The organism is Actinopolyspora mortivallis (assembly GCF_003001495.1).
In the GTDB taxonomy this organism is placed as follows: Bacteria; Actinomycetota; Actinomycetes; order Mycobacteriales; family Pseudonocardiaceae; genus Actinopolyspora; species Actinopolyspora mortivallis_A.
In genome coordinates, this window is the sequence record NZ_PVSR01000004.1 from 94,363 (window position 1) to 117,770 (window position 23,408).

Here is a 23,408-nt window from a genome sequence, read left to right on the forward strand (position 1 = left end):
GCGCGGCGGAGCACAGCCGATCCGGAGGTATACTCGTCGGTCGGCCCTGTCGGCGGGATCGCGGTGTTGGCCCTGAAACCGCCGCCCCGCACTTGGCGTAGCCGTCCTGTCCCAACGCTCTTGACCGCACGAGGTGGAGTCGTGTCCGACACCCGAGCCGATCGGGAACTTGACCACACCGACAGCGTCGCTGCCGAGCAACAGTACGTCTCGATGCTCTACGACAAGCTCGACGAACTGCGTCGGTACAACAGCAGGCGTCTCGCCGAGACCCTCCGGGAGACCGGGGGAACCCCCCAGGCGCGCACCGAACGCGATATTTCCACCAGGATGCACATCGACAAGCTGTCCCAGTTGAGCGCGGTGGAGAACGGGCTGTGCTTCGGCAGGCTCGACCTGGACAGCGGGGAACGTTTCCACATCGGCAGGCTCGGCCTGTTCGACGAGGAGAACGAGTACACGCCGCTGCTCATCGACTGGCGCGCCCCGGCCGCCCGCCCGTTCTACCTCGCCACGGCCGCCTCCAGGGACGGGGTCGTACGTCGCAGGCACATCCGCACCACGCGTCGCACGGTCACGGGGCTGGAGGACGAGGTCCTCGACCTGGACTCGGCCGAGCAGAGCAGTCACCTCGGCCTGGCCGGGGAGGCCACGCTGCTGGCGGCGCTGGACGAACGCCGCACCGGAAGGATGGGCGACATCGTCGCCACCATTCAGGCGGAGCAGGACCGGATCATCCGCAGCGGCATGAACGGTGTGCTGGTGGTCCAGGGCGGACCAGGAACCGGCAAGACGGCCGTGGCGCTGCACCGGGCGGCCTACCTGCTCTACACCTACCGGCAGCAGCTGACCAAACGCGGCGTACTCGTGGTCGGTCCGAACGCGACCTTCCTGCGCTACATCGGACAGGTGTTGCCCTCCCTCGGGGAGACCGGGGTGCTGCTGTCCACCGTCGGCGAGCTGTATCCGGGGGTGGTGGCCACCGGCTCGGAGTCCGCCGAGGCGGCCGAGCTCAAGGGACGGGCCGAGATGGTCTCGGTGCTGCACAAGGCGGTACGGGACCTGCAACAGGTTCCCCGTGACCACATCGAGGTGACCTTCGACCGGGAACCGCTCTCCATCGACAAGAGCACCTGCAGCCAGGCGCGCACCAAGGCACGCAAGTCGCGCAAACCGCACAACGAGGCGCGCAAGATCTTCCGGCGCGAGATGTTCTCGGCGCTGGCACTCCAGGTCGCCGACCGCTTCGGGCGGGACCTGCTGGACCAGCGCGACCTCGACGACATAACCTCCGAGCTGCGCGCCGACCAGGAGGTGTGCGCGGCCCTGGAGAGGCTGTGGCCGGAGACCGATCCGCCCACGGTCCTGGACTCGCTGCTCTCCTCCCCGGAGATGCTGCGCAAGGCGGCACGCAAGTACTTCGACGAACAGCAGCGCGCGACCCTGCTGCGCGAACCCGGAGCGGCCTGGACTCCCTCGGACGCGCCGCTGCTCGACGAACTCGCCGAGCTGCTGGGCGAGGACGACACGGAGCAGCGCCAGGAACAGCTTCGGCAGGAACGCGAGGAACTCGCCTACGCCGAGGGCGTGCTGCACATCATGGAACAGGACGAGGAGATCATCGACCCGGAGCGGCTGCGGGTCTCCGACGTGCTCGACGCCGACCTGCTGGCCCAGCGCCACCGCACGGACAGCGACCTGACGGCCGCCGAGCGGGCCGCCGGTGACCGCACCTGGACCTTCGGACACGTGATCGTCGACGAGGCCCAGGAGCTGTCGGCCATGGCCTGGCGGGTGCTGATGCGCCGCTGCCCGAGCCGGTCCATGACCGTCGTCGGTGACATCGCCCAGACCGGGTCCGCGGCGGGAACCGCCTCGTGGCACGAGGTGCTCTCCCCGTACGTGGCACGGCGCTGGCGTCTGGAGGAACTGACGATCAACTACCGGACCCCGTCCGAGATCATGGCCCTGGCCGCGCCCCTGCTGTCCGAGATGGACGTGGACGTCTCGGTACCCACCTCGGTCCGCAGTACGGGAGTTCCGCCGTACGGAGTCCGGGTCTCCGAGGAGGAACTGGCCACAGGCGCCGCCGAGACCGCCGCCGACGAGCTGGAGGCGGTCGACGGCGGCAGGGTGGCCGTGCTCCTGCCCCCCGGCAGGCTCTCCGAGGTCGGCTCCTCGGTCCGGGAACGGATCCCCCAGGCGACGGTGGGCCCCCAGCCGGAGGGGTTGGAGACCCCCGTGACGGTGCTGACGGTGGAGCAGGCGAAGGGACTCGAGTTCGACAGCGTCGTCGTGGTCGATCCGGCCGGCTTCCTGGAGGAGTCACAGCGCGGCATCAACGACGTCTACGTGGCGCTGACCAGGAGCACCACCAGACTCGCCGTGGTGCACACCGGTGATCTGCCCGAGCCGTTGGGCGGGCTCGAACTCTGAGAGCGCTGCCGTGCCGTTCCTGAGGGTGGTCGCCCGGGGACACGGCGCACCTCCGGGGCTGCGGCGCGTTCCGACCACAGCGAGTGGTATCTTCGCTGTTCAGATGCCTGCTGCCCGGTTCCGGGCAGTCCAGGAGGTGTCGTGCGAGCGAAATCCGGTGCGACTCCGGTGCTGTCTCCGCAACTGTGAAGTCCGGCGGCGCCCGCGGCGGCGGGCGCGTCCCGCCGGGCCAAGCCAGGTCGCCTCGTACGACGTCGAAGACCGCACACTCCCGGTGCAGGAGTGCGGGGTCGGCCGATCGTGCGGCGGGCTCCGCGCCGCACCGGCCGAACCCGAGGACACCATGAGTCGGACGATCGGACTTCGCCGCGGTGCGGCCCTGCTGCTGGCCGTGTTCGCGCTGCTCGTTCCAGTCACGTCGTGCGCGAGCCGGTCCCCCTCCGGCCAACAGCCCCCCTCCACCGACGACCCGGCCGCTGCTTTTCCCGTACGGATCGAGCTGTCCGGGCAGGATCCGGTCACCCTTCCGGAACAGCCCAAGCGGATCGTCTCGCTCAGTCCCACGGCCACCGAGGTGCTCTACGCCATCGGAGCCGGTGACCAGGTGGTGGCCGTGGACGAGAACTCGGACCACCCGCCGCGCGCCCCGCGCGAGGACTTCTCGGCGTTGGACGTCAACGCGGGCGCCGTCTCCGAGTACGACCCGGATCTGGTGATCGCCCAGGCGGGCGGTGCGGACTCACTGGCCGCCGAACTCCGGGAGGTCGACGTCCCCGTCCTGCTCACCCCCTCCGCCGAGAACCTCCGGGACGCCTACGAACAGATCAGGACGCTGGGCAAGGCCACCGGCCACGGCGAGGGCGCCGACGACACCGTGGAGCGGATGCGTTCCGAGCTGGATGAGCTGGCCCGGAAGACGCCCCGGCCGGAGGAGGGCACGACCTACTACCACGAGGTGGGACCGAACCATTACGCGGCCTCTTCGAGGAGTTTCGTCGGCAGCGTCTACGAGAAGTTCGGACTGACCGACAGCATCGCCGACTCGGCCGAGAGGAAGTTCCCCAAGCTCTCCGAGGAGGAGATCCTGCGGGCCGACCCGGACATGATCTTCCTCGCCGACACCGAGGCGGGGGTGACCGCGGACAAGGTCGCCGAACGGCCCGGCTGGGACAGCCTGACGGCGGTGCGCCAGGGACGGGTCCACGAGCTGGACGACGACACCGCCAGCCGTTGGGGGCCGCGTGTGGTGGAGTTCGCGCGCGACGTCAGTGAGGCGATCCGCTCCGCGCGGGAAGACTGACTCGCCGGATGAGCGGCCCCTCCTCCGCCACCGGCCTCGCCCACTCCCCCGGCTCCTCCCGTGGGCGGGAACACCTCAGCACCCTGCGCCCCACCCACGTGCTCTACGGAGTGGTCGCGCTCGTGGGCGTGAGCCTGTTCTCCGTACTGCTCGGCGCCGCCGACCTGGGATGGCACCGCGTGCTGGCCGAGATCGGCGCCCAGGTCACCGGCGGGATCTCCCCCCTGTCGGAACGGGAGGCCGCGATCCTGTGGCAGCTCCGTGTCCCCAGGGTGGTGCTCGCGGCCCTGGTCGGTGGGGCGTTGGCGATCTCGGGAGCCGCCTTCCAGGGGGTGTTCCGCAACCCCCTGGCCGAGCCGTACCTGCTCGGCGCGGCGGCGGGAGCCGGGCTGAGCGTGACCGTCATGGCCGTCACGGTCCCCCACATCGGGCTCGGGACCACCGGAGTCACCCAACTGGCCGCCTTCGGCGGGGCACTCGGCGGTGTGATGCTCACCTGGCTGATCGGGCGTTCGGCCGGACCGGAGACGGCCACGCTGGTTCTGGCCGGGGTGGCGGTGGGGGCCTTCCTCACGGCGGCCCAGACCTTCGTCCAACAGCTGCGCGTGGAGTCCCTGCAGCGCGTGTACATGTGGATCCTCGGGGATCTGAGCACGGCGGGGTGGGGTGACGTGCTCGTGGTGCTGCCCACGCTGCTGCCCGCGCTGGTGGTGCTGTGCGCCTGTGCGAGGCTGCTCGACCTGCTCGGCGTCGGCGACGAGGAAGCGGCCACCCTCGGCATCCGTCCGGGACGGGTACGGGCCCTGGTGCTGGCGGCGGCGTCACTGGCCACGGCGGCCGCGGTCTCGGTGTCCGGGCTGATCGGTTTCGTGGGGCTGGTGGTTCCGCACCTGGTGCGGCTCACCTCGGGAGGCAGTTACCGGGTGATCGTGCCGCTGTCGGTGATGTTCGGCGCAAGCTTCCTCGTCGCGGCCGACACGCTGGCGCGCACCCTCATGGCCCCCGCCGAGCTGCCGATCGGGGTGGTGACCGCGTTCACCGGCGCCCCGTTCTTCGCCTTCCTGCTGCGCACGAACCGGGCCCGTTGACGAGGACCGAAGGAGGACACGGGTGCTACGAGACCGGATCGGTACGGGGGTGAGCCCGTGAGCGAAGTGGCCGTGTCCGGACTCACCGCCGGATACCGGGACCACACGGTGCTCTCCGGAGTGTCGACCAGGGTGGAGTCCGGAAGCTGGCTCGGAGTGATCGGGCCGAACGGCGCGGGGAAGTCCACGCTGATCAAGGCGGTGTTGGGGCTGGTCGGACACACGGGAGAGGTGAGCGTGGACGGCCGCGACGTCGCCGGTTTGGGACACCGCGAACGCGCCAGACTGCTCGGCTACGCCCCCCAGCTTCCCCAGCTTCCCATCGGGTTGACCGTCACCGACTACGTCCTGCTCGGCCGCACCCCGTACACGGGCGTTCTCGCCCGGGAGAGCGAACGGGACCGCATCGCGGTGGCGGAGGTGCTCGAACGACTGGATCTCACCCGCCTGGCCGACCGCGGCCTGCACGCCCTGTCCGGCGGGGAACGCCAGCGCGCCGTACTGGCCAGGGCCCTGGTGCAGGACACGGGGGTTCTGCTGCTCGACGAACCGACCACGGGCCTGGACGTCGGTCACGCCCAGGCGCTGCTGGACCTGGTCGACCAGCTGCGGTGTGAGCGGGGCACCACGGTCGTGAGCACGCTGCACGACCTGACCCTGGCGGCCCAGTACTCCGACCGGCTGTTGCTGCTGGACGGGGGCGGTGTCCACGCGGAGGGACCACCCGAGCACGTCCTCACCAGTGACACGCTGGCCGAGCACTACTCCGCCCGGGTCCGCCTGCTGACCGCACCGGACGGTTCCCCGGCGGTGGTTCCCGTGCGCACGACGGCGGGCACCGCGGGGTGAGCGGACGCCCGCCGAGCCACCTCAGCCCGAGCGGCCCTCGGAGTCCCCGTACTCCTCGTCCCGTCCTGAGAGGTTGCCGTCGTGGGCTCCTGCGGAGTCCTCACCGCTCTCGTTCCTCCCCTCGGAGGACTCGGAACCCCGCGCCCGCCGGGAGTCACCGGCGGCGTAGTCCGGGTCACCGGGCAGCGGTCGGCCCCACAGGAGCTCGGGGGACTCCCTGCCCCGCCGCACGAGCACCAGATAGGCCACCGCCAGCAGGAACACCAGCGCGGCCACGTAGACGTTGACCCTGATGCCGAGGTCGAACGGTGTGGAGGCCGGATCGGTGCGCATCATCTCGATCCAGAAACGCCCGGCGGTGTATCCGGCCACGTAGAGCGCGAACACCCTGCCGTGCCCCATCCGGAACCGGCGGTCGGCCCAGACGATCAGAGCCGCCACGAGCAGGTTCCACAGCAGCTCGTACAGGAAAGTGGGGTGCACGACCTCCACGGGAACGTGGTTGACGGCCGTACCGGTGACCGGATCCGGCACCCGCCGGTAGATCTCCAGCCCCCAGGGCAGGTCGGTCGGACCGCCGTAGAGTTCCTGGTTGAAGTAGTTGCCCAGCCTGCCGATGGCCTGGGCGGTGACCAGACCGGGAGCCACGGCGTCGGCGAAGGCGGGCAGCGGGACACCACGGCGACGGCAGCCTATCCACGCGCCGACAGCCCCCAGGGCCACGGCTCCCCAGATCCCCAGGCCGCCCTGCCAGATCTGGAATATCCCCCACCAGGGGTTGGGGCTGTCGGGTCCGAAGTAGCGCCAGTAGTCGGTGACGACATGGTAGAGCCTGCCGCCCACCAGACCGAACGGAACCGCGAAGACGGCGATGTCGGTGACCGCCCCCTTGCGTCCCCCGCGTGCCACCCACCGTCGCTCCGCCCAGACGATCGCGACGATGATCCCGGCGATGATGCACAGCGCGTAGGCGCGGATGGGGATCGGCCCGAGAAACCACACCCCCCGGTCGGGACTGGGGATGTTGGCCAGGTGGGTGATCGCCGGTTGCGGCAGAGCGACAGTCACGCACCCAAGGTAACGGGCCCCCGAAACGTGCCCGCCGGGGGCTCCGGATCACCCGCCCGCGGGTTCCGGCGAGGCGGTTCGCACTCCCCGGCCGAGTTCTCCCGCGAAGGCACGCACCCCGGCCTGCCCTTCCCGCTCGGCACGGGTGACGAAGGCCGAGCCCACGATCACGCCGTCGGCGAAGGAGGCGACCTCGGCCGCGTGCTCGGCGGTACGCACCCCGAGCCCGACCCCGATCGGCAGCCCGGTGTGCGCGCGGGTGCGCCGCACCAGCTCCCGCGCCGAGTCGGACACCGACTCCCGGGCGCCGGTCACTCCCATCACCGAGGCGGCGTAGAGAAACCCCGTGCCGGCCGAGGCGGTCAACGCCAGCCGGTGCTCCGTGGAGGAGGGGGCGACGAGGAAGATCCGGTCGAGCCGGTGTTTCTCCGAGGCCTCCGTCCACTCCCCGGCCTCCTCGGGAACCAGGTCGGGGGTGATCAACCCCGCCCCTCCGGCGGCACGCAGGTCGCGGGCGAAGGCGTCCGGACCGTAGCGGTGGATCGGGTTCCAGTAGCTCATCACCACGGGAACCGCCCCGGTCGCGGCCACCGCCGAGACCACGTCGAACAGCTGTCGCACGCGGAAACCGTTCCGCAACGCCCGCTCGGCGGCGGACTGGATCGTGGGGCCGTCCATCACGGGGTCGGAGTAGGGCAACCCCACTTCGACGATGTCGCACCCCGGGGTGTGCCCGTCGCCCCGGACCATGGCCTCGAACAACCCGACGCTCTCGGACACGGTGGGGAATCCGGCGGGCAGATAGCCGATCAGGGCGGAGCGTCGCTGTTCGGCGCTGTTCCGGAACACCTCTTCCAGGTTCACTGCTGGTCCTCTCCCGTGATCCCGGCCTCGGGAACGAGACCGAAGTAGTGCGCGGCGGTGTCCATGTCCTTGTCCCCGCGTCCGGAGACGTTCACCACGAGCACGGCCTCCGGGCCGAGTTCGGTGCCCACCCGCAGGGCCGCTGCCAGGGCGTGGGCGGACTCGACGGCGGGGATGATCCCCTCCGTTCGGGAGAGCAACCGGAAGGCCTCCATGGCCTCCTCGTCGGTGACGGCCCGGTACTCCGCGCGGCCGCTGTCGGCCAGCCAGGCGTGTTCGGGTCCCACACCGGGGTAGTCCAGTCCGGCCGAGATCGAGTAGGCCTCGGCGATCTGACCGTCCTCGTCCTGGAGCAGGTAGGAGCGGGCTCCGTGCAGGGTTCCCGGACTTCCGCTGGTGAGGGCGGCACCGTGTTCGCCGCTGTCCAGACCGTGTCCTCCGGCCTCGGCACCGATCAGCCGCACTCCCGGATCGTCGATGAACCCGTGGAAGATCCCGATCGCGTTGGATCCCCCACCCACACAGGCCAGCACCGCGTCGGGCAGTCCTCCGGTGCGTTCGAGCACCTGCTGGCGGGCCTCCGTTCCGATCACCCGGTGCAGGTTGCGGACCAGCAGTGGGAAGGGATGCGCTCCCGCCGCGGTTCCCAGCAGGTAGTGCGTGTCGGCGACGTTGGTGACCCAGTCCCGCAGCGCCTCGTTGATGGCGTCCTTGAGCGTCGCCGAGCCGGTGCTCACCGGACGCACCTCCGCGCCGAGCAGGCGCATCCGGGCGACGTTGAGCGCCTGGCGCCGGATGTCGGTGTCCCCCATGTAGATGACGCAGTCCAGGTCCAACAGGGCACAGGCCGTTGCCGTGGCGACGCCGTGCTGACCCGCTCCGGTCTCGGCGATCACCCGACGCTTGCCCATGCGCTTGACCAGCAGGGCCTGCCCGAGCACGTTGTTGATCTTGTGGGAGCCGGTGTGGTTGAGATCCTCCCGTTTGAGCAGCACTCGGGCCCCACCCGCGTGGGCGGAGAACCGTTCGGCCTCGGTCAACGGAGAGGGACGCCCGGCGTAGTCCCGCAGCAGCCGGTCGAGTTCGGCCACGAACTCCGGGTCACGACGGGCCTTGTCGTACTCCGCCGCCAGCTCGTCCTGGGCGGCGATGAGCGCCTCGGGCATGAACCGACCCCCGTAGGGACCGAAGTGCCCTCCCTCGTCGGGGTCATGACTGTCCGGGCCGGGAGAGCCGAGCTCGTCCGGGGCGGCGGACCCACCAAGATCACGTGCTGTCATCCGGTCTCCTATCCGCGACTCGGACGCGGGCAGGCGGGATGCGATCCCGCCGTAACCAACTGCGTCAGAGCCGCTCGTGGGTTGTCGCTGCTGACGAGCCCCTCACCGACCAGCACGGCGTCCGCTCCCGAACCGGCGTAGGCCATCAGGTCACTGGGGCCGCGCACCCCCGACTCGGCGACCTTGAGCACGTCGACGGGCAACCCCGGAGCTATCCGCCCGAAAACCTCCCGGTCCACCTCCAGGGTGTGCAGGTTCCGCGCGTTGACCCCGATGATCCTCCCGCCGGCCTCGAGGGCACGATCCGCCTCCTCGGCGTTGTGCACCTCCACCAGAGCCGTCATACCGAGCGACTCGACGCGGTCCAGCAGCGCCTCCAGCGCGTTCTGCTCCAGCGCGGCCACGATGAGCAGCACCATGTCCGCTCCGTGCGCCCTGGCCTCGTGCACCTGGTAAGGGCTGATGATGAAGTCCTTGCGCAGGATCGGCGCGCTCACCCGCGCCCGCACCGCGTCCAGGTCGGCCAAGGAGCCGCCGAAGCGGCGTTGTTCGGTGAGCACGCTGATCACCCGCGCGCCCGCCTCCTGGTACTGCGCCGCCAGGTCCGCGGGCTCGGCGATGTCGGCCAGCTCCCCCTTGGAAGGACTGCGCCGCTTGACCTCGGCGATCACGCCGACGCCCGGTTCGTGCAACGCCGCCCACACGTCCTTCGGCGGCTGTGCCGCGGAGGAACGCTGCTTGATCTCCTCGAACGGCACCGCCGCCTCGCGGGCGGCCAGGTCCTTGCGCACATCCTCGATGATCGTGTCCAGTACGCTCACGCGGGCACCTCGCCTAGGGCCGGCCGGACACTTGTTCGCAGGTGGCAATACGCGCGGATCGTCTCATCGCGCTCGATCACGACACTCCCCTTCCCCGCCGTGCCGGTCGCGTTCCCGATGCTAACCCCGATCGGTGTGAAACCCGCCGCAGGGGGCGGAATAACGTCCCAGCGCACCAAGGACCTAAGTCCCTGGTGTTCACCGCGTTCCCTCGTTCGGCGGCCGTGGCCTCCCCCCTGTGGCGGAGTCGCCCGCGCACCGCCCGAGCGGGGCGGGGAGGGCTGACGGTGGGCGCGAACCCACCGTTTCCGGTGTCCGAGCTCAGTCCCGGCGTGGCTCGTCCGCTCCGGCGTCCTCGTCGACCGTGGGATCCCGTCCCTCGTCGAGGGCCTCCCAGGTACGCAGCTGCGGATCACGGGTCCGTCCGCCCTCTCGCGGGGCGGAGTACCTCGCCCCCATGGCGGGCATCCGGCGAGCGGCCACCACCACGAGCAGCCCACACACCAGCAGGACCACGGCGGAGGCCCCCATCAGGGCGGGCCCGAAGGGGGAAACCTCCTCCACGGCCAGTGGCCGACTGCCCGGCGGAGTCCCCGGTATCTCCGCGACCCCCCGGGGACCGTCGGCCCAGTCGAACAGCCGCCAGCCCAGCAGCACGGCCTCGGCGACCACGACCAGCCCGATCAGCCTGCGCAGTATCCCGCCCGTGGCCAGTACGGCCGCTATCGCCGCGAGGGTGGCCAGCGCCAGCGCAGAGAGCTCGCCGCGCACCACGGACCCGCTCACCTCGGCCACCGACTCCCCGGAGAACGGGGTGCTGTAGCGCTGGCGCAGCCAGACGAGCGAACCGGCCGCCCACAGGCCCACCGCGGAGGCGAGGATCCCGATCACGCACACGACCAGCAGGCCGCCTCTGCGGGGACGTGTCTCCCCCGTGGCTTCCCCGGTCACACCGACCTCGCCTTCCCGTCCCGCGGAACACCGGCGGCCGGTTCGGAGGCGGACTCCGCCGCGAGCGTTTCAGTCCCCCCGGACACCGTGGTCGGACTCCGCAGGGTCTGCGCCGTGGCCACCGCGTTGAGCACCGTCATGGCCTTGTTCAGACACTCGCGGTCCTCGGCCTCCGGGTCGGAGTCGGCGACGACCCCCCCACCGGCCTGGACGTGGGCCGTTCCGTTCCGCAGCAGAGCGGTGCGGATCGTTATCGCGGTGTCGGCGTTCCCCGCGAAATCCAGATACCCCACCACACCTCCGTACTGGGCGCGGCGCACGGGTTCCAGTTCCTCGATCAGTTGCAGGGCACGTGGTTTCGGGGCCCCGGAGAGCGTCCCCGCCGGGAAGCAGGCCCGCACCGCGTCGAAGGCACTGCGTCCCTCGGCGAGGGTGCCCGAGACCGAGGAGACGATGTGCATGACGTGGCTGTAGCGCTCCACCCGGAAGAACTCCACCGGGTGCACCGATCCGGGGCGACACACACGTCCCAGGTCGTTGCGGGCCAGGTCGACGAGCATCAGGTGCTCGGCACGTTCCTTCTCGTCGTTGATGAGTTCCTTCTCCAGGGCGACGTCCTCGTCCTCGTCGGCCCCCCGCCACCGGGTTCCCGCGATCGGGTAGGTCGTGGCCTGCCCGTCCCGGACCCGCACCAGTGACTCCGGGCTGGAACCGACGATGTCGAACGGCTCCCCGCCGGCGGGGTCGGGCAGCCGCAGCAGGTACATGTACGGGCTCGGATTGGTGGTCCGCAGAATGCGGTAGATGTCGAGCCCCGGCACCTCGGTGGGCATCTCGAAACGCTGCGAGACCACCACCTGGAAGGCCTCGCCCGCCTGGATCGCCTCCTTGGCACGCAACACCGCCCGCTGGTGTTCCTCGGAGGAGCGATACCGCGAGAAACGCGGCTCGGTCCGGGAGAAGGCGGCGACGGTGGAGGGGCTGGGCTCGTGCAGCCGCGCGGTCATCCGATCGAGACGGCGAACGGCGTCCTCGTAGGCGGCGTCCACACGCTCCGGGCTGTCGTCCCAGTTGACGGCGTTGGCGATCAGGGTGATCATTCCCTCGTGGTGGTCCAGCGCCGCCAGGTCCGTGGCGAACAGCATGACCATCTCCGGAAGCCGGAGGTCGTCCTCGGCGAGCTCCGGGATCCGCTCGAACCGGCGCACCACGTCGTAGCCGAGGTATCCGACCATCCCCCCCGTCAACGGAGGCATTCCCGGAAGCGGGTCGGTGTGCAGCAGACGCAGCGTCTCCCGCAGAGTGTCCAACGGGTCCCCCTCGGTGGGGACGCCGACCGGTGGTTCGCCCATCCAGTGGGTCCGACCGTCGCGCACCGTCAGGGCGGCTGCGCTGTGCACCCCCACGAAGGACCAGCGGGACCAGGAACGCCCGTTCTCGGCCGACTCGAACAGGAAGGTTCCCGACTCGTCCCGGGCGAGCTTGCGATAGACACCGAGCGGTGTCTCGTCGTCCGCGAGCAGACGCCGCACCACGGGGATCACTCTGCGTCCCCGCGCCAGTTCACGGAACTCGGCCCGGCAGGGACTGATAGTGCCGATGTCACCGTCGCCGACCATGACCGCCATTGTTGCAGGCCGCCCCCGGTGGACTCGCGGCTAACCCCCGACATTGCGTCCCCCGCCCAGACCGGTGAGGATGTCCTCCGTGCGGCACGAGGATCACCGGAGCACGGGAGGGAACCGGCGCAGAGGACGGCGGGCGGGCGGGGAGGAAACCAGACGGGCACTGCTCACCGCGGCCCGCGCGGCGTTCGCCGAGAACGGCTACGACGGAGCCACGGTGCGGGACATCGCGCGCAGGGCCGGGGTGGATCCGGCGATGGTCCGGCACTGGTTCGGCAGCAAGGAACGGCTGTTCACCGCGGCCGTGTCCCTGCCCCTGGAGCCGGCCCGCCTCCTTCCCGGCCTGTTGGACGGCCCCCGTGAGCGACTCGGCGAACGCGTGCTGGGCACCTTCCTGCGGACCTGGGACGAGGCGGGGGGAGGTGAGTTCACCGCGCTGGTGCGCAGCGTCTCCGACCGGGAGGAGGCGGGACGCATGCTGCGGGAGTTCCTCACCAGCACCCTGTTGGAGCCGTTGCTCCGGGAACTGCGTGCGGACCGGACCGACCTGCGTGCCGCGCTGTGCGCCTCGCAACTGGTCGGGCTGGGAATGATCCGCTACGTGATCAGACTGTCCCCGCTCGACGAGGCCGACGTGGAGACGGTCACCCGCACGATGGCTCCCACCGTGCAGCACTACCTCACCGGGGACCTGGAGAACCGCTGAGACCGGTTCCCCCTCCCCCGTCCCCGCCGGTCCCCGTGGGGGACAGCAGGACGTCGGCGTCGAAACAGTCCGGTGCCCCCGTGTGACAGGCCGGGCCGGTCTGGTCGACGAGCACCAACAGGGTGTCCCCGTCGCAGTCCAGCCGCACCTCGCGGACGTACTGGGTGTTTCCCGAGGTCTCACCCTTGACCCAGTGGCTGCCCCTGCTCCGGGAGTAGTAGGTGGCCCGCCTGGTCGTCAGGGTGCGGTGCAGCGCCTCGTCGTCCATCCAGGCCATCATCAGTACCCTGCCGTCGTCGTACTGCTGCACCACGGCGGCGACCAACCCGGCCTCGTTCCGTTTGAGCCTGTCCGCGATCGCCGGGTCCAGTCCCGGCTCGGCCGCTCCCGTTCCGCTCATCGGACGGTGATCCCCTCCGCGCGCATGGCGTCCTTGACGTCCGCGATGGTCAACTGCCCGAAGTGGAACACGCTGGCGGCGAGCACCGCGTCGGCCCCGGCGTGCACCGCCGGGGCGAAGTGGTGTTTGTCGCCAGCACCGCCACTGGCGATCAGCGGAACCCGCACGGCGGCGCGAACCGCCCGGATCATCTCCAGGTCGAAGCCCTCCTTGGTGCCGTCGGCGTCCATCGAGTTGAGCAGGATCTCCCCGACACCCAGGTTCTCGGCACGCTCGGCCCACCCGACCGCGCAGATGCCGGTTCCCTTCCTCCCACCGTGGGTGGTCACCTCGAATCCCGAGGCAGTGGGCTCTCCGCCCTCCGGAACCCTTCTGGCGTCGACCGACAGCACCACGCACTGTGCGCCGAAACGGCGGGAGGCGGTCTCCAGCAGTTCCGGCCGCGCGACGGCCGCGGTGTTCAGACTGACCTTGTCCGCGCCGGCGCGCAGCAGGCGGTCCACGTCGTCCGTGGAGCGCACGCCCCCTCCCACGGTCAGCGGGATGAAGACCTGGTCGGCCGTGCGTCGCACCACCTCGTAGGTGGTCTCCCGATCCCCGGAGGAGGCGGTGACGTCGAGGAAGGTCAGCTCGTCGGCCCCCTCCCCGTTGTACAACCGGGCCAGCTCGACCGGGTCTCCCGCGTCGACGAGGTCGGTGAAGTTGACTCCCTTGACCACCCTGCCCTCGTCGACGTCCAGACACGGGATCACGCGCACCGCGACAGCCATGCCTCCAGGGTAAGCGCCCACCCCGCCGGAGAGGGACGCGGCGCCCTCCGGGAAGGGCCGCAGCTCAGGAGCGTACGGCGGCCAGCGCCTCGGGGAGCGTGACGTCGCCGGTGTAGAGGGCCTTGCCCACGATCGCCCCCTCCAGTCCCAACGGTTCCAGCGCGGACAACGCGACCAGGTCCTCCACGGTGGAAACACCTCCCGAGGCCACCACCGGGGCGGGGGTGTGGTCGCAGACGGCCCGCAGCAGCTCCAGGTTGGGTCCCTGCAACGTCCCGTCCTTGCTCACGTCCGTGACCACGTACCGATGACAACCGGCCCGGTCCAGCCGGTCCAGCACCTCCCAGAGATCTCCACCGTCCCTGGTCCAGCCCCGGGCGGCGAGCCGATGTCCCTCCGGCCCGATGCGCACGTCCAGACCGACGGCGACACGCTGCCCGTGCTCCCGGACCACACCGGCGGTCCACTCCGGGTCCTCCAGGGCCGCCGTGCCCAGATTGACCCGGGCGCACCCGGTCTCCAACGCGGCCCGCAGCGAGGCGTCGTCGCGGATACCTCCGGAAAGCTCGACACGCACGTCGAGCCGGTTCACCACCTCGGCCAGCAGTTCGTGGTTGGAACCGCGACCGAAAGCAGCGTCCAGATCAACGAGGTGAATCCACTCGGCCCCGGAGTCCTGCCACGCCCGGGCGGCCTGCAGCGGATCCCCGTAGGTGGTCTCGGTTCCGGCGGCACCACGGACGAGGCGCACCGCCTGCCCGTCGGCCACGTCAACGGCGGGAAGCAGCGTGAAAGTCACTCCCCAAGCCTACGATCCGCACACCGGGAAGCCGGGGCCACCCACGTCGGTCGACGGGCGCCCTTCCCACCTGGAGGTGGCGGTCAGCGTCGCCGCGAGCGGGTCGCCGAACGCAGCACCGCTCCCAGCGGCAGCCCCAGCACCAGCAGGGCCACGAACAGCACCACCCAACCGGACACCCCGGAGACGAGCAGGTGCGTCGAGGCGTACCCGACCACCATGCCCAGACACACCACCGCCGCGACCACACGGGCGGCTCCGCCGGGGCGCATCAGACCGTACCGGCGGGTCCTCACAGGGTCCCCAGCCAGTTGCGCAGCAGACCGATTCCGGCCTCGCCGGACTTCTCGGGGTGGAACTGGGTGGCCGTCAACACGCCGTCCTCCACGGCGGCCAGGAAGGAGTCCCCGTGTTCGGCGCGGATCAGCCGGGGCGGTTCACCACCCTCGGGCCCCGGCGCGGCGTCGGGCCAGTCACGCGCGGCGAAGGAGTGCACGAAGTAGAAGCGGGTTTCCGGCGGGAAACCGGCGAACAACGCGCTGTCGCCGGGGGCGGAGACGGTGTTCCACCCCATGTGCGGAAGGGGCTGGGAACGGAGTCGTTCGACCGTGCCGGGCCAACGCCCCAGCCCCTCGGCCTCGACCCCGTGCTCCACGCCGCGCTCGAACAGGATCTGCATCCCGACGCAGATCCCGAGCACGGGACGCCGCTCGTTCAACCGACGGTCGACGACCTTGTCCCCGCCGACCTCGAGCAGCCCCCGCATACAGGCCGAGAACGCCCCGACTCCGGGAACGACCAGGCCGTCGGCCTCGAACGCGCGCTGATGGTCGGAGGTCACCTCCACCCGCGCGCCCGCGTGCTCCAGCGCACGCTCGGCCGAACGGAGATTGCCCGACCCGTAGTCCAGTACGACAACTCGTGCCACGTCTCCAGCCTACCGGCGCCCACCGCGGCAACGAAGCGGACCACACACGGGCGGGTGCCCCCGGTAGCCTGGAACCGTGTCGAAACCGGCCCCGAAACTGACCATCGGAGAAGTCGCCGAACGCAGTGGTTTCGCGACCACGGCACTCAGGTTCTACGAGGACCGGGGACTGATCAGCTCGACCCGTACCAGCGGCAACCAGCGGCGTTACGAACGTGGTGTGCTGCGCCGACTCGCCTTCATCCGCGCGGCGCAGCGGGTGGGGCTCAGCCTGGAGGACATCGCGGACGCGCTGAGCGCCCTGCCGGACAACCACGCCCCCGGCAAGTCCGACTGGGCGAGGTTGTCGGAACGATGGCGGGACGAGCTCGACGCCCGCATCGACGGGTTGCGACGACTGCGGGACCGCCTCACCGGCTGCATCGGCTGTGGCTGTCTCTCGTTGAACACGTGTTCGCTGTACAACCCGGACGACCGGATGGCCGACAACGGTCCCGCCGCCCCGCTGCTACGCCCGAAGAGCGACGGGGGCCTGTGATCCACGGGGGCGTTCGGGGCCTTCCGGAAACGACCGGCCGGCTCCGCGACACCGTCCCGTCGTCCCAACCACGGCACACGCCCCTACCACGGCCCGTCACGACCACCACAGCACCCCGCCCACCAGGGCGAGCACCGCGGTGGTCGCGAGCGTCACCGCGAACAGGCGGCTGCTCTTCCACATCGCGTAGGCGCCCCCGGCGAGAAAACCGGAGAGGGCCAGCAGGAGGAGAGGAAGGAGATCACGCACCGCTGCTCCGTGTGGGGTGGTGGGACGGGAACGGGGGCATTCTCCCCTTCCGCCTCAGCGGTGTTCGAGCCGGACCACCACCGCCTTGGACACCGGGGTGTTGGAGCCCTCGGCCACCGAGTCCAGGGGGACCAGCGGGTTGACCTCCGGGTAGTAGGCCGCCGCGCAGCCGCGCGGAGTGGAGTAGGCGACCAGCCGGAACCCTTCGGCGCGACGATGCTGGAGCTCGCCGGAGCCGTCGGCCCACTCGGAGACCAGATCCACCAGTTGTCCGTCCTCGAACCCCAGTTCGGCGAGATCCTCCCGGTTGACCAGCACCACCCGACGTCCGTTCTCCACTCCGCGGTAGCGGTCGGACAGCCCGTACACCGTGGTGTTGTACTGGTCGTGGCTGCGCAGACTCTGCAACAGCAACCGTCCCTCGGGCACGTGAATCGCGTGGGGAACGTTGACGGTGAAGTTGGCCCTGCCCGTCGCGGTGGGGAAACTCCGCCGGTCCCGTGGAGGGTGTGGCAGCACGAACCCGTCCGGCTCCCGCACCCGACGGTTGTAGTCGTCGCACCCCGGGACCACGGCGGCGATGTGGTCCCTGATCCGGTCGTAGTCCCGTTCGAACTCCGCCCACGGAACGGGGTGACGCTCGCCGAGCAGGGCGCGCGCCAGGCGGGAGATGATCGCCACCTCGGACAGCAGGTGCGGCGAGCAGGGTTCGAGCCGTCCGCGCGAGGTGTGCACCACCGACATGGAGTCCTCGACGGTCACGAACTGCTCACCGCTGTGCTGGCGGTCCCGTTCGGTACGCCCCAGCGTCGGCAGGATCAGCGCGGTGCGCCCCGGGACCACGTGCGAGCGGTTGAGCTTGGTCGAGACCTGCACGGTCAGTTCACAACCGCGCAGCGCCCGTTCGGTGGCGGCGCTGTCCGGGGTGGCCGCGGCGAAGTTGCCGCCCAGCCCGACGAAGGCCCGACACTTCCCCTCGTGCATGGCACGCAGCGTCTCCACGGTGTCCCAACCGGATTCGCGGGGCACCTCCAGTCCGAACTCCTCGTCCAGGGCGGACAGGAACGACGCGGGCATCCTCTCCCAGATGCCCATGGTGCGGTCCCCCTGGACGTTGGAATGTCCCCGCACCGGGCACACCCCGGCACCGGGTTTTCCGATCATGCCGCGCAGCAGCTGGACGTTCACGATCTCACGGATGGTCGCCACGGCCTGCCTGTGCTGGGTGATCCCCATCGCCCAGCAGACCACGGTCCCGCGTGACTCGGCGAACATCCGTGCGATGCGCTCGATGCGGGGACGCTCCAGCCCGGTGAGCCGTTCCACCTCGGCCCAGTCGACGTCCCGCGCCTGCGCGGCGTACTCGGCGAAGCCGCTGGTGTGCTCCTCGACGAACGAGCGGTCCAGCACCGTACCGGGCTCCTCGTCCTCGGCCCGCAACAGCAGGGCGCCGAGCGCCTTGAACAGAGCCAGGTCGCCGCCGATGCGGATCTGGGCGAACTCGTCGGCCAGCCGGGTTCCCGGGCCGAGCACCCCGCGAACACGCTGGGGGTTGCGGAAACGCATCAGTCCGGTTTCCGGCAGCGGATTGACGGCGATGATGCGGCCGCCCCGCTGTTTCACCCGCTCCAGCGAAGACAGCATCCGTGGGTGGTTGGTCCCCGGATTCTGCCCCATCACCACCACGAGATCGGCGTTCTCCACGTCGGACAGACTCACCGATCCCTTGCCGACGCCGATCGTCTCGTTCAGGGCCGTGCCGGAGGACTCGTGGCACATGTTCGAGCAGTCGGGCAGGTTGTTCGTCCCGAGGGAACGCGCCAGCAGCTGGTAGCAGAACGCCGCCTCGTTGCTGGCTCTGCCCGAGGTGTAGAACGCGGTGTGCTCGGCTCCGATCTCCCGGAGCTTGTCGGCCACCACCCGGAAGGCCTCGTCCCAGTCGACGGGGCGGTAGTGGGTGTCCCCCTCACGCCGGATCACCGGCTGGGTCAGCCTTCCCTGTTGCCCCAGCCAGTAGTCGGTGTGCTCGGCCAACCGGTCGATCGGGTGCGTGCGGAAGAAGTCCGCGTCCACGGTGCGCCTGGTCGCCTCCTCGGCGACCGCCTTGGCCCCGTTCTCGCAGAACTCGGCGGCCTTGCGGGAGTCCCCCTCCTCCTCACGAGGGTCGGGCCAGGCACACCCCGGACAGTCGAACCCGTCGCGCTGGTTCAACAGCGGCAGGGTTCTGGCTGTCCGTGCCACCCCCATCTGCTCCACGCTCCGTCGCAACGCCACGGTGATCCCATTCACGCCGACCGCGGCCCGTTCCGGTGCGCGCACGTCGAGTTCCGATTCGTCGATGTCGCCGTCGGAATTGCGCCTTGCCACGCGATCCACCCGTTTCCCTGCGAGTCCGGCCTGTTGTTCGGCCCGGTCCGTTCGGGGTGCCCCGCCACCGGTCACGACGGTGCACCGTGTTCAGTCGAAGTGCTCGGTGAGGTACTTCTCGCCCTCGTCCGCCAGGAAGGTCACGATCTCCCGGAGTTCGGGGTTGCGCCGTCCGATCCGTTTCGCCGCCACCAAGTGTGCTCCGGAGGAGGGCCCAACGAACAGCCCGTGCCGACGCGCCAGGTCCCGGGTCTGCTCCAGGGCCTCGGCACTGTCCACCGCGACGATCTCGTCGACCTCGTCGCGGTGACGCGCGAAGACGTCGGGCACGAAGCCGTCCGAGATCCCCTCGATGAGGTGCTTGTCCACCTCGCCGGTGGCCAGGGTGCACGACTCGTTCGGTTCAACCGCGATCACGCGGCAGGAGGGGTTGACCGCGCGGAAGGCCTGCCCCACGCCGATGATCGTCCCTCCCGTACCCACGCCCCCCACCACGGCGTCGGGAACCACCCCGGCGGGGAGCTGCCGCAGGATCTCGGGGCCGAGCCAGGTGCGGTTCTCGTCGACGTTCCACTCGCTGTCGAACTGCCGGGGCGCGAAGTAACCGGGCTGACGTCCCAGGGTTCTGGCCGTCTCCAGAGCCTCGTTGACGTGGAAGTCGCCGACGGTCCGCGTCTCGGCCCCGAAGGCGCGGCAGATCGCGGCGCGTTCGGCGCTGACCTCCCGGGGCATCACCACGAGCATCGGATAGCCCTTGACCGCGGCCACCATGCTCATGGCGTTGCCGGTGTTTCCGCTGCTCGCCTCCACCACGGTGTCGCCGGGGCGCAGCAGTCCCGCACGTTCGGCACGTTCGATCATGTAGGCGGCCACCCTGGCCTTGATCGAACCGGAGGGGTTGAGGAACTCGGCCTTCGCCCGTATCCCCTCCACCAGCAGCAGTGGGGTGTCCCCGATCGCACTCAGGATCGAACCGGTGGAACCGTGCTCGTGGGTGGGTGGCACGGCCGGAGATCCCACCCTCGTTGTCGACGACCTGCCCATGGGGACCCCCTGTCCTCGTCGTCCCGGCGGCAGAGCCCCGTGTACACACGCCGTGTTGCGCGATACACACAACATTGCTCAATGAGCAACATTGCTGTTCACGCGGCGCGCTGTCAAGGAGCAGCCGCCCCAGTGGCCCCGGCCGGGTGAGTGACGAGGAGAGCGGGCATGCCGCACCCCCTTCGGGGGAGCGGTGCGGGAACCGCTACAGGGTCCCCTTCGTGGAGGGGACCGCGTCCGCGAACCTCGGGTCCACCTCGACGGCGGCGCGGAGAGCACGGGCGATCGCCTTGTACTGGGCCTCGGTGATGTGGTGCGGGTCCCTGCCGTGGATCACACGGACGTGCAGGTTGATCCCCGCGTGGAAGGCCAGGGACTCGAAAACGTGCCGGTTGAGCACGAACGGGTAGTTGTTCCCGATCGTGAAGGAGTTGTACTGCTCCGGTTCGCCGTCCAACACGCAGTACGGGCGTCCGGACACGTCCACGGCCGCGTGGGCCAGGGTCTCGTCCATCGGGATCCAGGCGTCACCGAACCTGCGGATGCCGGACTTGTCGCCGAGCGCCTGCCGCAGGGCCTGTCCCAGCACGATGGCGGTGTCCTCCACCGTGTGGTGTGCGTCGATGTGGGTGTCCCCCCGTGCCCGCACCCGCAGGTCGAAAGCGGCGTGGGTTCCCAGGGAGTGCAGCATGTGGTCGTAGAACGGCACCGTGGTGTCCACCTCCACCCGACCGTGGCCGTCCAGGTTCAGCTCCACGGCGACCGCGGACTCCCTGGTCTCCCGTTGCACGCTTCCGATCCGGGAAGGCGAGTTCACTTGACGATCTCCTCACTGACGTGCTCGCTGGCCGCGAGAAAGGCGTCGTTGTCCCGTGGCGAGCCGATGGTGACCCGAAGATGGCCCTCGATTCCCACGTCGCGGATCAACACCCCCGAGTCCAGGTACCGTTCCCAGGCCCGGTGAGCATCGGGGAACCGACCGAACAGCACGAAGTTCGCGTCGCTGGGAACCGGGCTGAACCCGAGCTCACGCAGCCTGTCCACCACCCGGGCGCGCTCGTCCACCAACAGCTTGACCCCACCCAGGGTCGCTTCGGAATGGCGCAGCGCGGCGCGGGCGGAGGCCTGGGTGACCGAGGACAGGTGGTAGGGCAACCGCACCAGCAACAACGCCTCGACCACGGCGGGAGAGGCGACGAGGTAACCCAGCCGGCCGCCCGCGAAGGCGAAGGCCTTGCTCATGGTCCTGCTGACGACGAGCCGGGCGGGAAACTCCTCGATCAGCTCCACCGCGCTGTGGCGCTCGGAGAACTCCACATAGGCCTCGTCCACCACGACCAACCCCCGTGCGGCACGCAGCACGGCCCGCAGGTCCGCCAATCCCACCGACTGCCCGGTGGGGTTGTTCGGGCTGGTCACGAAAACCACGTCCGGATCGCGTTCGGCGATCACGGCGGCAGCCTCGCCCCCGTCCAGGGTGAAGTCGGCACGGCGCGGCGCGGGCACCCACTCGGTACGGGTGCCCGAGGCCAGGATCGGGTGCATCGAGTAGGAGGGCTCGAACCCCAGGGCGGTGCGCCCCGGGCCACCGAAGGCCTGCAGGACCTGCTGGAGGACCTCGTTGGAACCGTTGGCCGTCCACACGTTGGACGCCGACACCGCCACCCCGGTGGCCCCGGTGAGATAGGCGGCCAGATCCGTCCGCAACGCCACCGCGTCCCGATCCGGGTAGCGGTTCAGTCTCCCCGCCTGTTCCCGCACCTCGGCGACGACGTCCTCGACCAGCTCCCGGGGAGGGGGGAACGGGTTCTCGTTGGTGTTCAACAACACCGGAACGTCCAGCTGGGGAGCACCGTACGGACTGCGACCCCGCAGATCCTCCCTCAGGGGGACATCGGCCAGCGTCGTCTCGCCGCCGATCACGTCACTCATCGAATTCCCACCAATTCGTCGGTCGTTCGGACACGCCGCGCCCGGCTGCCGAACCGTTCATGCGAAGCGGGCCGTCACGGCCTCCCCGTGCGCGGGCAGGTCCTCCGCGTCGGCCAGGGCGACGACCTGGTCGGCGACCTCGTGCAGCGCCTGCCTGGTGTAGTCCACCACGTGGATGCCGCGCAGGAAGCTCTGCACGCTCAGTCCGGAGGAGTGCCGCGCGCACCCGCCGGTGGGGAGGACGTGGTTCGAGCCCGCGCAGTAGTCGCCGAGCGACACCGGCGCATAGGGTCCCACGAAGATCGCCCCCGCGTTCCGCACCCGGGCCGCCACCGAGGAGGAGTCCTCGGTCTGTATCTCCAGGTGTTCGGCGGCGTAGGCGTCCACCACCCGGATGCCCTCCGACAACGAGTCGACGAGCACACAACCGGACTGCTGTCCGGTCAGTGCCGTGCGGATCCGCTCGGCGTGCCTGGTGGCCGGAACACGTTCGCGCAGTTGTTCGTCGACGGCTCCGGCCAACTCCTCGGAGGGGGTAACGAGCACGCTGGCGGCCAGGGTGTCGTGCTCGGCCTGGCTGATCAGGTCGGCGGCCACGTGTGCCGGGTCGGCTGTGTCGTCGGCGAGGATCGCGATCTCGGTCGGTCCCGCCTCGGCGTCGATGCCGATGACGTTGCGCAGTCGGCGCTTGGCCGCCGTGACGTAGACGTTGCCCGGCCCTGTGACCATGTCCACCGGCCGCAGCGGCGTCCCGTCGGTGTCGGAGCCGCCGAAGGCGAGCAAACCGACCGCCTGGGCCCCGCCGACGGCCCACACCTCGTCGACCCCCAGCAGCGCGGCGGCGGCCAGGGTGGTGGGGTGCGGTCGCCCTCCGAACTCGGCCTGGGGAGGGGAACACACCACCAGGGACTCCACTCCGGCGGCCTGGGCGGGGACCACGTTCATGACCACGCTCGACGGGTAGGCCGCGAGTCCTCCCGGCGCGTACAGGCCGACCCTGGAGACCGGGACCCAGCGTTCCGTGACCGTCCCCCCGGCGGCCACCTCGGTGGTCACGTCCTCGCGCCGCTGGTCGGCGTGGACCCTCCTGGCACGTTCCGCCGAGACCTCCAGGGCCTTGCGCACCTCCGGATCGAGCTCGTCCAGGGCGCGTCGCAGCTCCCCGGAGGGAATCCGAACCCCTTCCGGACGCACTCCGTCGAAGCGCTCGGTGTGCTCCAGGGCAGCGGGCACACCCCGCTCGGCCACGTCGTCGAGCACCGGGCGCACGGCGGACAGCGCGTGTTCCACGTCCATCCCGGCTCGGGGCAGCCTGTTGCGTAGCTCTCCCACGGAGGGTTCCCGACCGCGCAGGTCAATTCGGCTGAGCATGGACATCCTTCCGCAAACGTCG

23 protein-coding genes are annotated in these 23,408 nt (G+C 70.3%); 6 read left to right on the forward strand and 17 right to left on the reverse strand.

The window, feature by feature from the left end:
- Positions 1-141: 141 nt before the first annotated feature.
- The 4 genes from CEP50_RS05395 to CEP50_RS05410 all read left to right on the forward strand — a co-directional run bounded on the left by CEP50_RS05395 (position 142) and on the right by CEP50_RS05410 (position 5,673).
- Positions 142-2,436 carry a HelD family protein gene (locus CEP50_RS05395; protein WP_106112811.1) on the forward strand — a complete coding sequence of 765 codons (2,295 nt, stop codon included), beginning with the start codon at positions 142-144 and terminating at the stop codon, positions 2,434-2,436.
- A gap of 343 nt (positions 2,437-2,779) precedes the next feature.
- The gene (locus tag CEP50_RS05400; RefSeq protein ID WP_106112914.1) at positions 2,780-3,736 is read left to right on the forward strand and encodes an ABC transporter substrate-binding protein; all 957 of its coding nucleotides are present in this window, start codon (positions 2,780-2,782) and stop codon (positions 3,734-3,736) included.
- 8 nt (positions 3,737-3,744) lie between these two features.
- Positions 3,745-4,824 carry a FecCD family ABC transporter permease gene (locus CEP50_RS05405; RefSeq protein ID WP_106112812.1) on the forward strand — a complete coding sequence of 360 codons (1,080 nt, stop codon included), beginning with the start codon at positions 3,745-3,747 and terminating at the stop codon, positions 4,822-4,824.
- A gap of 57 nt (positions 4,825-4,881) precedes the next feature.
- Positions 4,882-5,673, forward strand: a complete 792-nt coding sequence (locus CEP50_RS05410; protein WP_106112813.1) for an ABC transporter ATP-binding protein — start codon at positions 4,882-4,884, stop codon at positions 5,671-5,673.
- 21 nt (positions 5,674-5,694) lie between these two features.
- On the opposite strand, the gene lgt is transcribed toward CEP50_RS05410, so the two are convergent.
- From lgt to CEP50_RS05440, 6 genes are all read right to left on the reverse strand, one after another.
- Positions 5,695-6,741, reverse strand: coding sequence for a prolipoprotein diacylglyceryl transferase (gene lgt / locus CEP50_RS05415; RefSeq protein WP_106112814.1), 1,047 nt, complete (start codon positions 6,739-6,741; stop codon positions 5,695-5,697).
- Positions 6,742-6,789: 48 nt separating this feature from the next.
- The gene (gene trpA, locus CEP50_RS05420) at positions 6,790-7,605 is read right to left on the reverse strand and encodes a tryptophan synthase subunit alpha (protein WP_106112815.1); all 816 of its coding nucleotides are present in this window, start codon (positions 7,603-7,605) and stop codon (positions 6,790-6,792) included.
- On the reverse strand, positions 7,602-8,885 hold the full coding sequence (trpB, locus tag CEP50_RS05425; protein WP_106112816.1) for a tryptophan synthase subunit beta: 1,284 nt from the start codon (positions 8,883-8,885) through the stop codon (positions 7,602-7,604). Before trpB ends, trpA begins: the two co-directional genes overlap by 4 nt.
- A gap of 8 nt (positions 8,886-8,893) precedes the next feature.
- The gene (gene trpC / locus CEP50_RS05430) at positions 8,894-9,706 is read right to left on the reverse strand and encodes an indole-3-glycerol phosphate synthase TrpC (RefSeq protein WP_106112817.1); all 813 of its coding nucleotides are present in this window, start codon (positions 9,704-9,706) and stop codon (positions 8,894-8,896) included.
- Between the two features lie 321 nt (positions 9,707-10,027).
- Positions 10,028-10,657: a Trp biosynthesis-associated membrane protein gene (locus CEP50_RS05435; protein ID WP_106112818.1), complete on the reverse strand. Its 630-nt coding sequence runs from the start codon at positions 10,655-10,657 to the stop codon at positions 10,028-10,030.
- Positions 10,654-12,285 (reverse strand): anthranilate synthase component I, encoded by a 1,632-nt coding sequence (locus CEP50_RS05440; RefSeq protein WP_181188224.1) that lies wholly within the window; start codon positions 12,283-12,285, stop codon positions 10,654-10,656. The genes CEP50_RS05435 and CEP50_RS05440 overlap by 4 nt, the downstream gene beginning before the upstream one ends.
- 70 nt (positions 12,286-12,355) lie before the next feature.
- Here CEP50_RS05440 and CEP50_RS05445 point away from each other — a divergent pair, with 70 nt between their 5' ends.
- Entirely contained in the window at positions 12,356-12,988 is a 633-nt protein-coding gene (locus CEP50_RS05445; RefSeq protein WP_106112819.1) for a TetR/AcrR family transcriptional regulator, read from the forward strand.
- On the opposite strand, the gene hisI is transcribed toward CEP50_RS05445, so the two are convergent.
- The 5 genes from hisI to hisH form a co-directional block, all read right to left on the reverse strand.
- Positions 12,963-13,388: a phosphoribosyl-AMP cyclohydrolase gene (hisI, locus tag CEP50_RS05450; RefSeq protein ID WP_106112820.1), complete on the reverse strand. Its 426-nt coding sequence runs from the start codon at positions 13,386-13,388 to the stop codon at positions 12,963-12,965. The genes CEP50_RS05445 and hisI overlap by 26 nt on opposite strands.
- On the reverse strand, positions 13,385-14,158 hold the full coding sequence (hisF, locus tag CEP50_RS05455) for an imidazole glycerol phosphate synthase subunit HisF (protein ID WP_106112821.1): 774 nt from the start codon (positions 14,156-14,158) through the stop codon (positions 13,385-13,387). The genes hisI and hisF overlap by 4 nt, the downstream gene beginning before the upstream one ends.
- 64 nt (positions 14,159-14,222) lie before the next feature.
- On the reverse strand, positions 14,223-14,957 hold the full coding sequence (priA, locus tag CEP50_RS05460) for a bifunctional 1-(5-phosphoribosyl)-5-((5-phosphoribosylamino)methylideneamino)imidazole-4-carboxamide isomerase/phosphoribosylanthranilate isomerase PriA (protein WP_106112822.1): 735 nt from the start codon (positions 14,955-14,957) through the stop codon (positions 14,223-14,225).
- Between the two features lie 83 nt (positions 14,958-15,040).
- Positions 15,041-15,229: a hypothetical protein gene (locus CEP50_RS05465; RefSeq protein WP_106112916.1), complete on the reverse strand. Its 189-nt coding sequence runs from the start codon at positions 15,227-15,229 to the stop codon at positions 15,041-15,043.
- A gap of 20 nt (positions 15,230-15,249) precedes the next feature.
- A complete protein-coding gene (hisH, locus tag CEP50_RS05470) occupies positions 15,250-15,885 on the reverse strand; it encodes an imidazole glycerol phosphate synthase subunit HisH (RefSeq protein ID WP_106112823.1) in 636 nt (211 codons plus the stop codon).
- Positions 15,886-15,961: 76 nt separating this feature from the next.
- Between hisH and soxR the strand changes: the two genes are divergently transcribed.
- Complete coding sequence (gene soxR, locus CEP50_RS05475; RefSeq protein WP_106112824.1) at positions 15,962-16,423, forward strand: redox-sensitive transcriptional activator SoxR; 462 nt, start codon at positions 15,962-15,964, stop codon at positions 16,421-16,423.
- Between the two features lie 96 nt (positions 16,424-16,519).
- On the opposite strand, the gene CEP50_RS20055 is transcribed toward soxR, so the two are convergent.
- The 6 genes from CEP50_RS20055 to hisD form a co-directional block, all read right to left on the reverse strand.
- Positions 16,520-16,672: a hypothetical protein gene (locus tag CEP50_RS20055; protein WP_019854691.1), complete on the reverse strand. Its 153-nt coding sequence runs from the start codon at positions 16,670-16,672 to the stop codon at positions 16,520-16,522.
- A gap of 54 nt (positions 16,673-16,726) precedes the next feature.
- Positions 16,727-19,039 (reverse strand): FdhF/YdeP family oxidoreductase, encoded by a 2,313-nt coding sequence (locus CEP50_RS05480; RefSeq protein ID WP_106112917.1) that lies wholly within the window; start codon positions 19,037-19,039, stop codon positions 16,727-16,729.
- 90 nt (positions 19,040-19,129) lie between these two features.
- Entirely contained in the window at positions 19,130-20,083 is a 954-nt protein-coding gene (locus CEP50_RS05485; protein ID WP_106112825.1) for a PLP-dependent cysteine synthase family protein, read from the reverse strand.
- Positions 20,084-20,288: 205 nt separating this feature from the next.
- Complete coding sequence (hisB, locus tag CEP50_RS05490) at positions 20,289-20,900, reverse strand: imidazoleglycerol-phosphate dehydratase HisB (RefSeq protein ID WP_106112826.1); 612 nt, start codon at positions 20,898-20,900, stop codon at positions 20,289-20,291.
- A complete protein-coding gene (locus CEP50_RS05495) occupies positions 20,897-22,015 on the reverse strand; it encodes a histidinol-phosphate transaminase (RefSeq protein WP_106112827.1) in 1,119 nt (372 codons plus the stop codon). Before CEP50_RS05495 ends, hisB begins: the two co-directional genes overlap by 4 nt.
- Before the next feature lie 57 nt (positions 22,016-22,072).
- Positions 22,073-23,386: a histidinol dehydrogenase gene (gene hisD / locus CEP50_RS05500; protein WP_106112828.1), complete on the reverse strand. Its 1,314-nt coding sequence runs from the start codon at positions 23,384-23,386 to the stop codon at positions 22,073-22,075.
- Positions 23,387-23,408 lie beyond the last annotated feature (22 nt).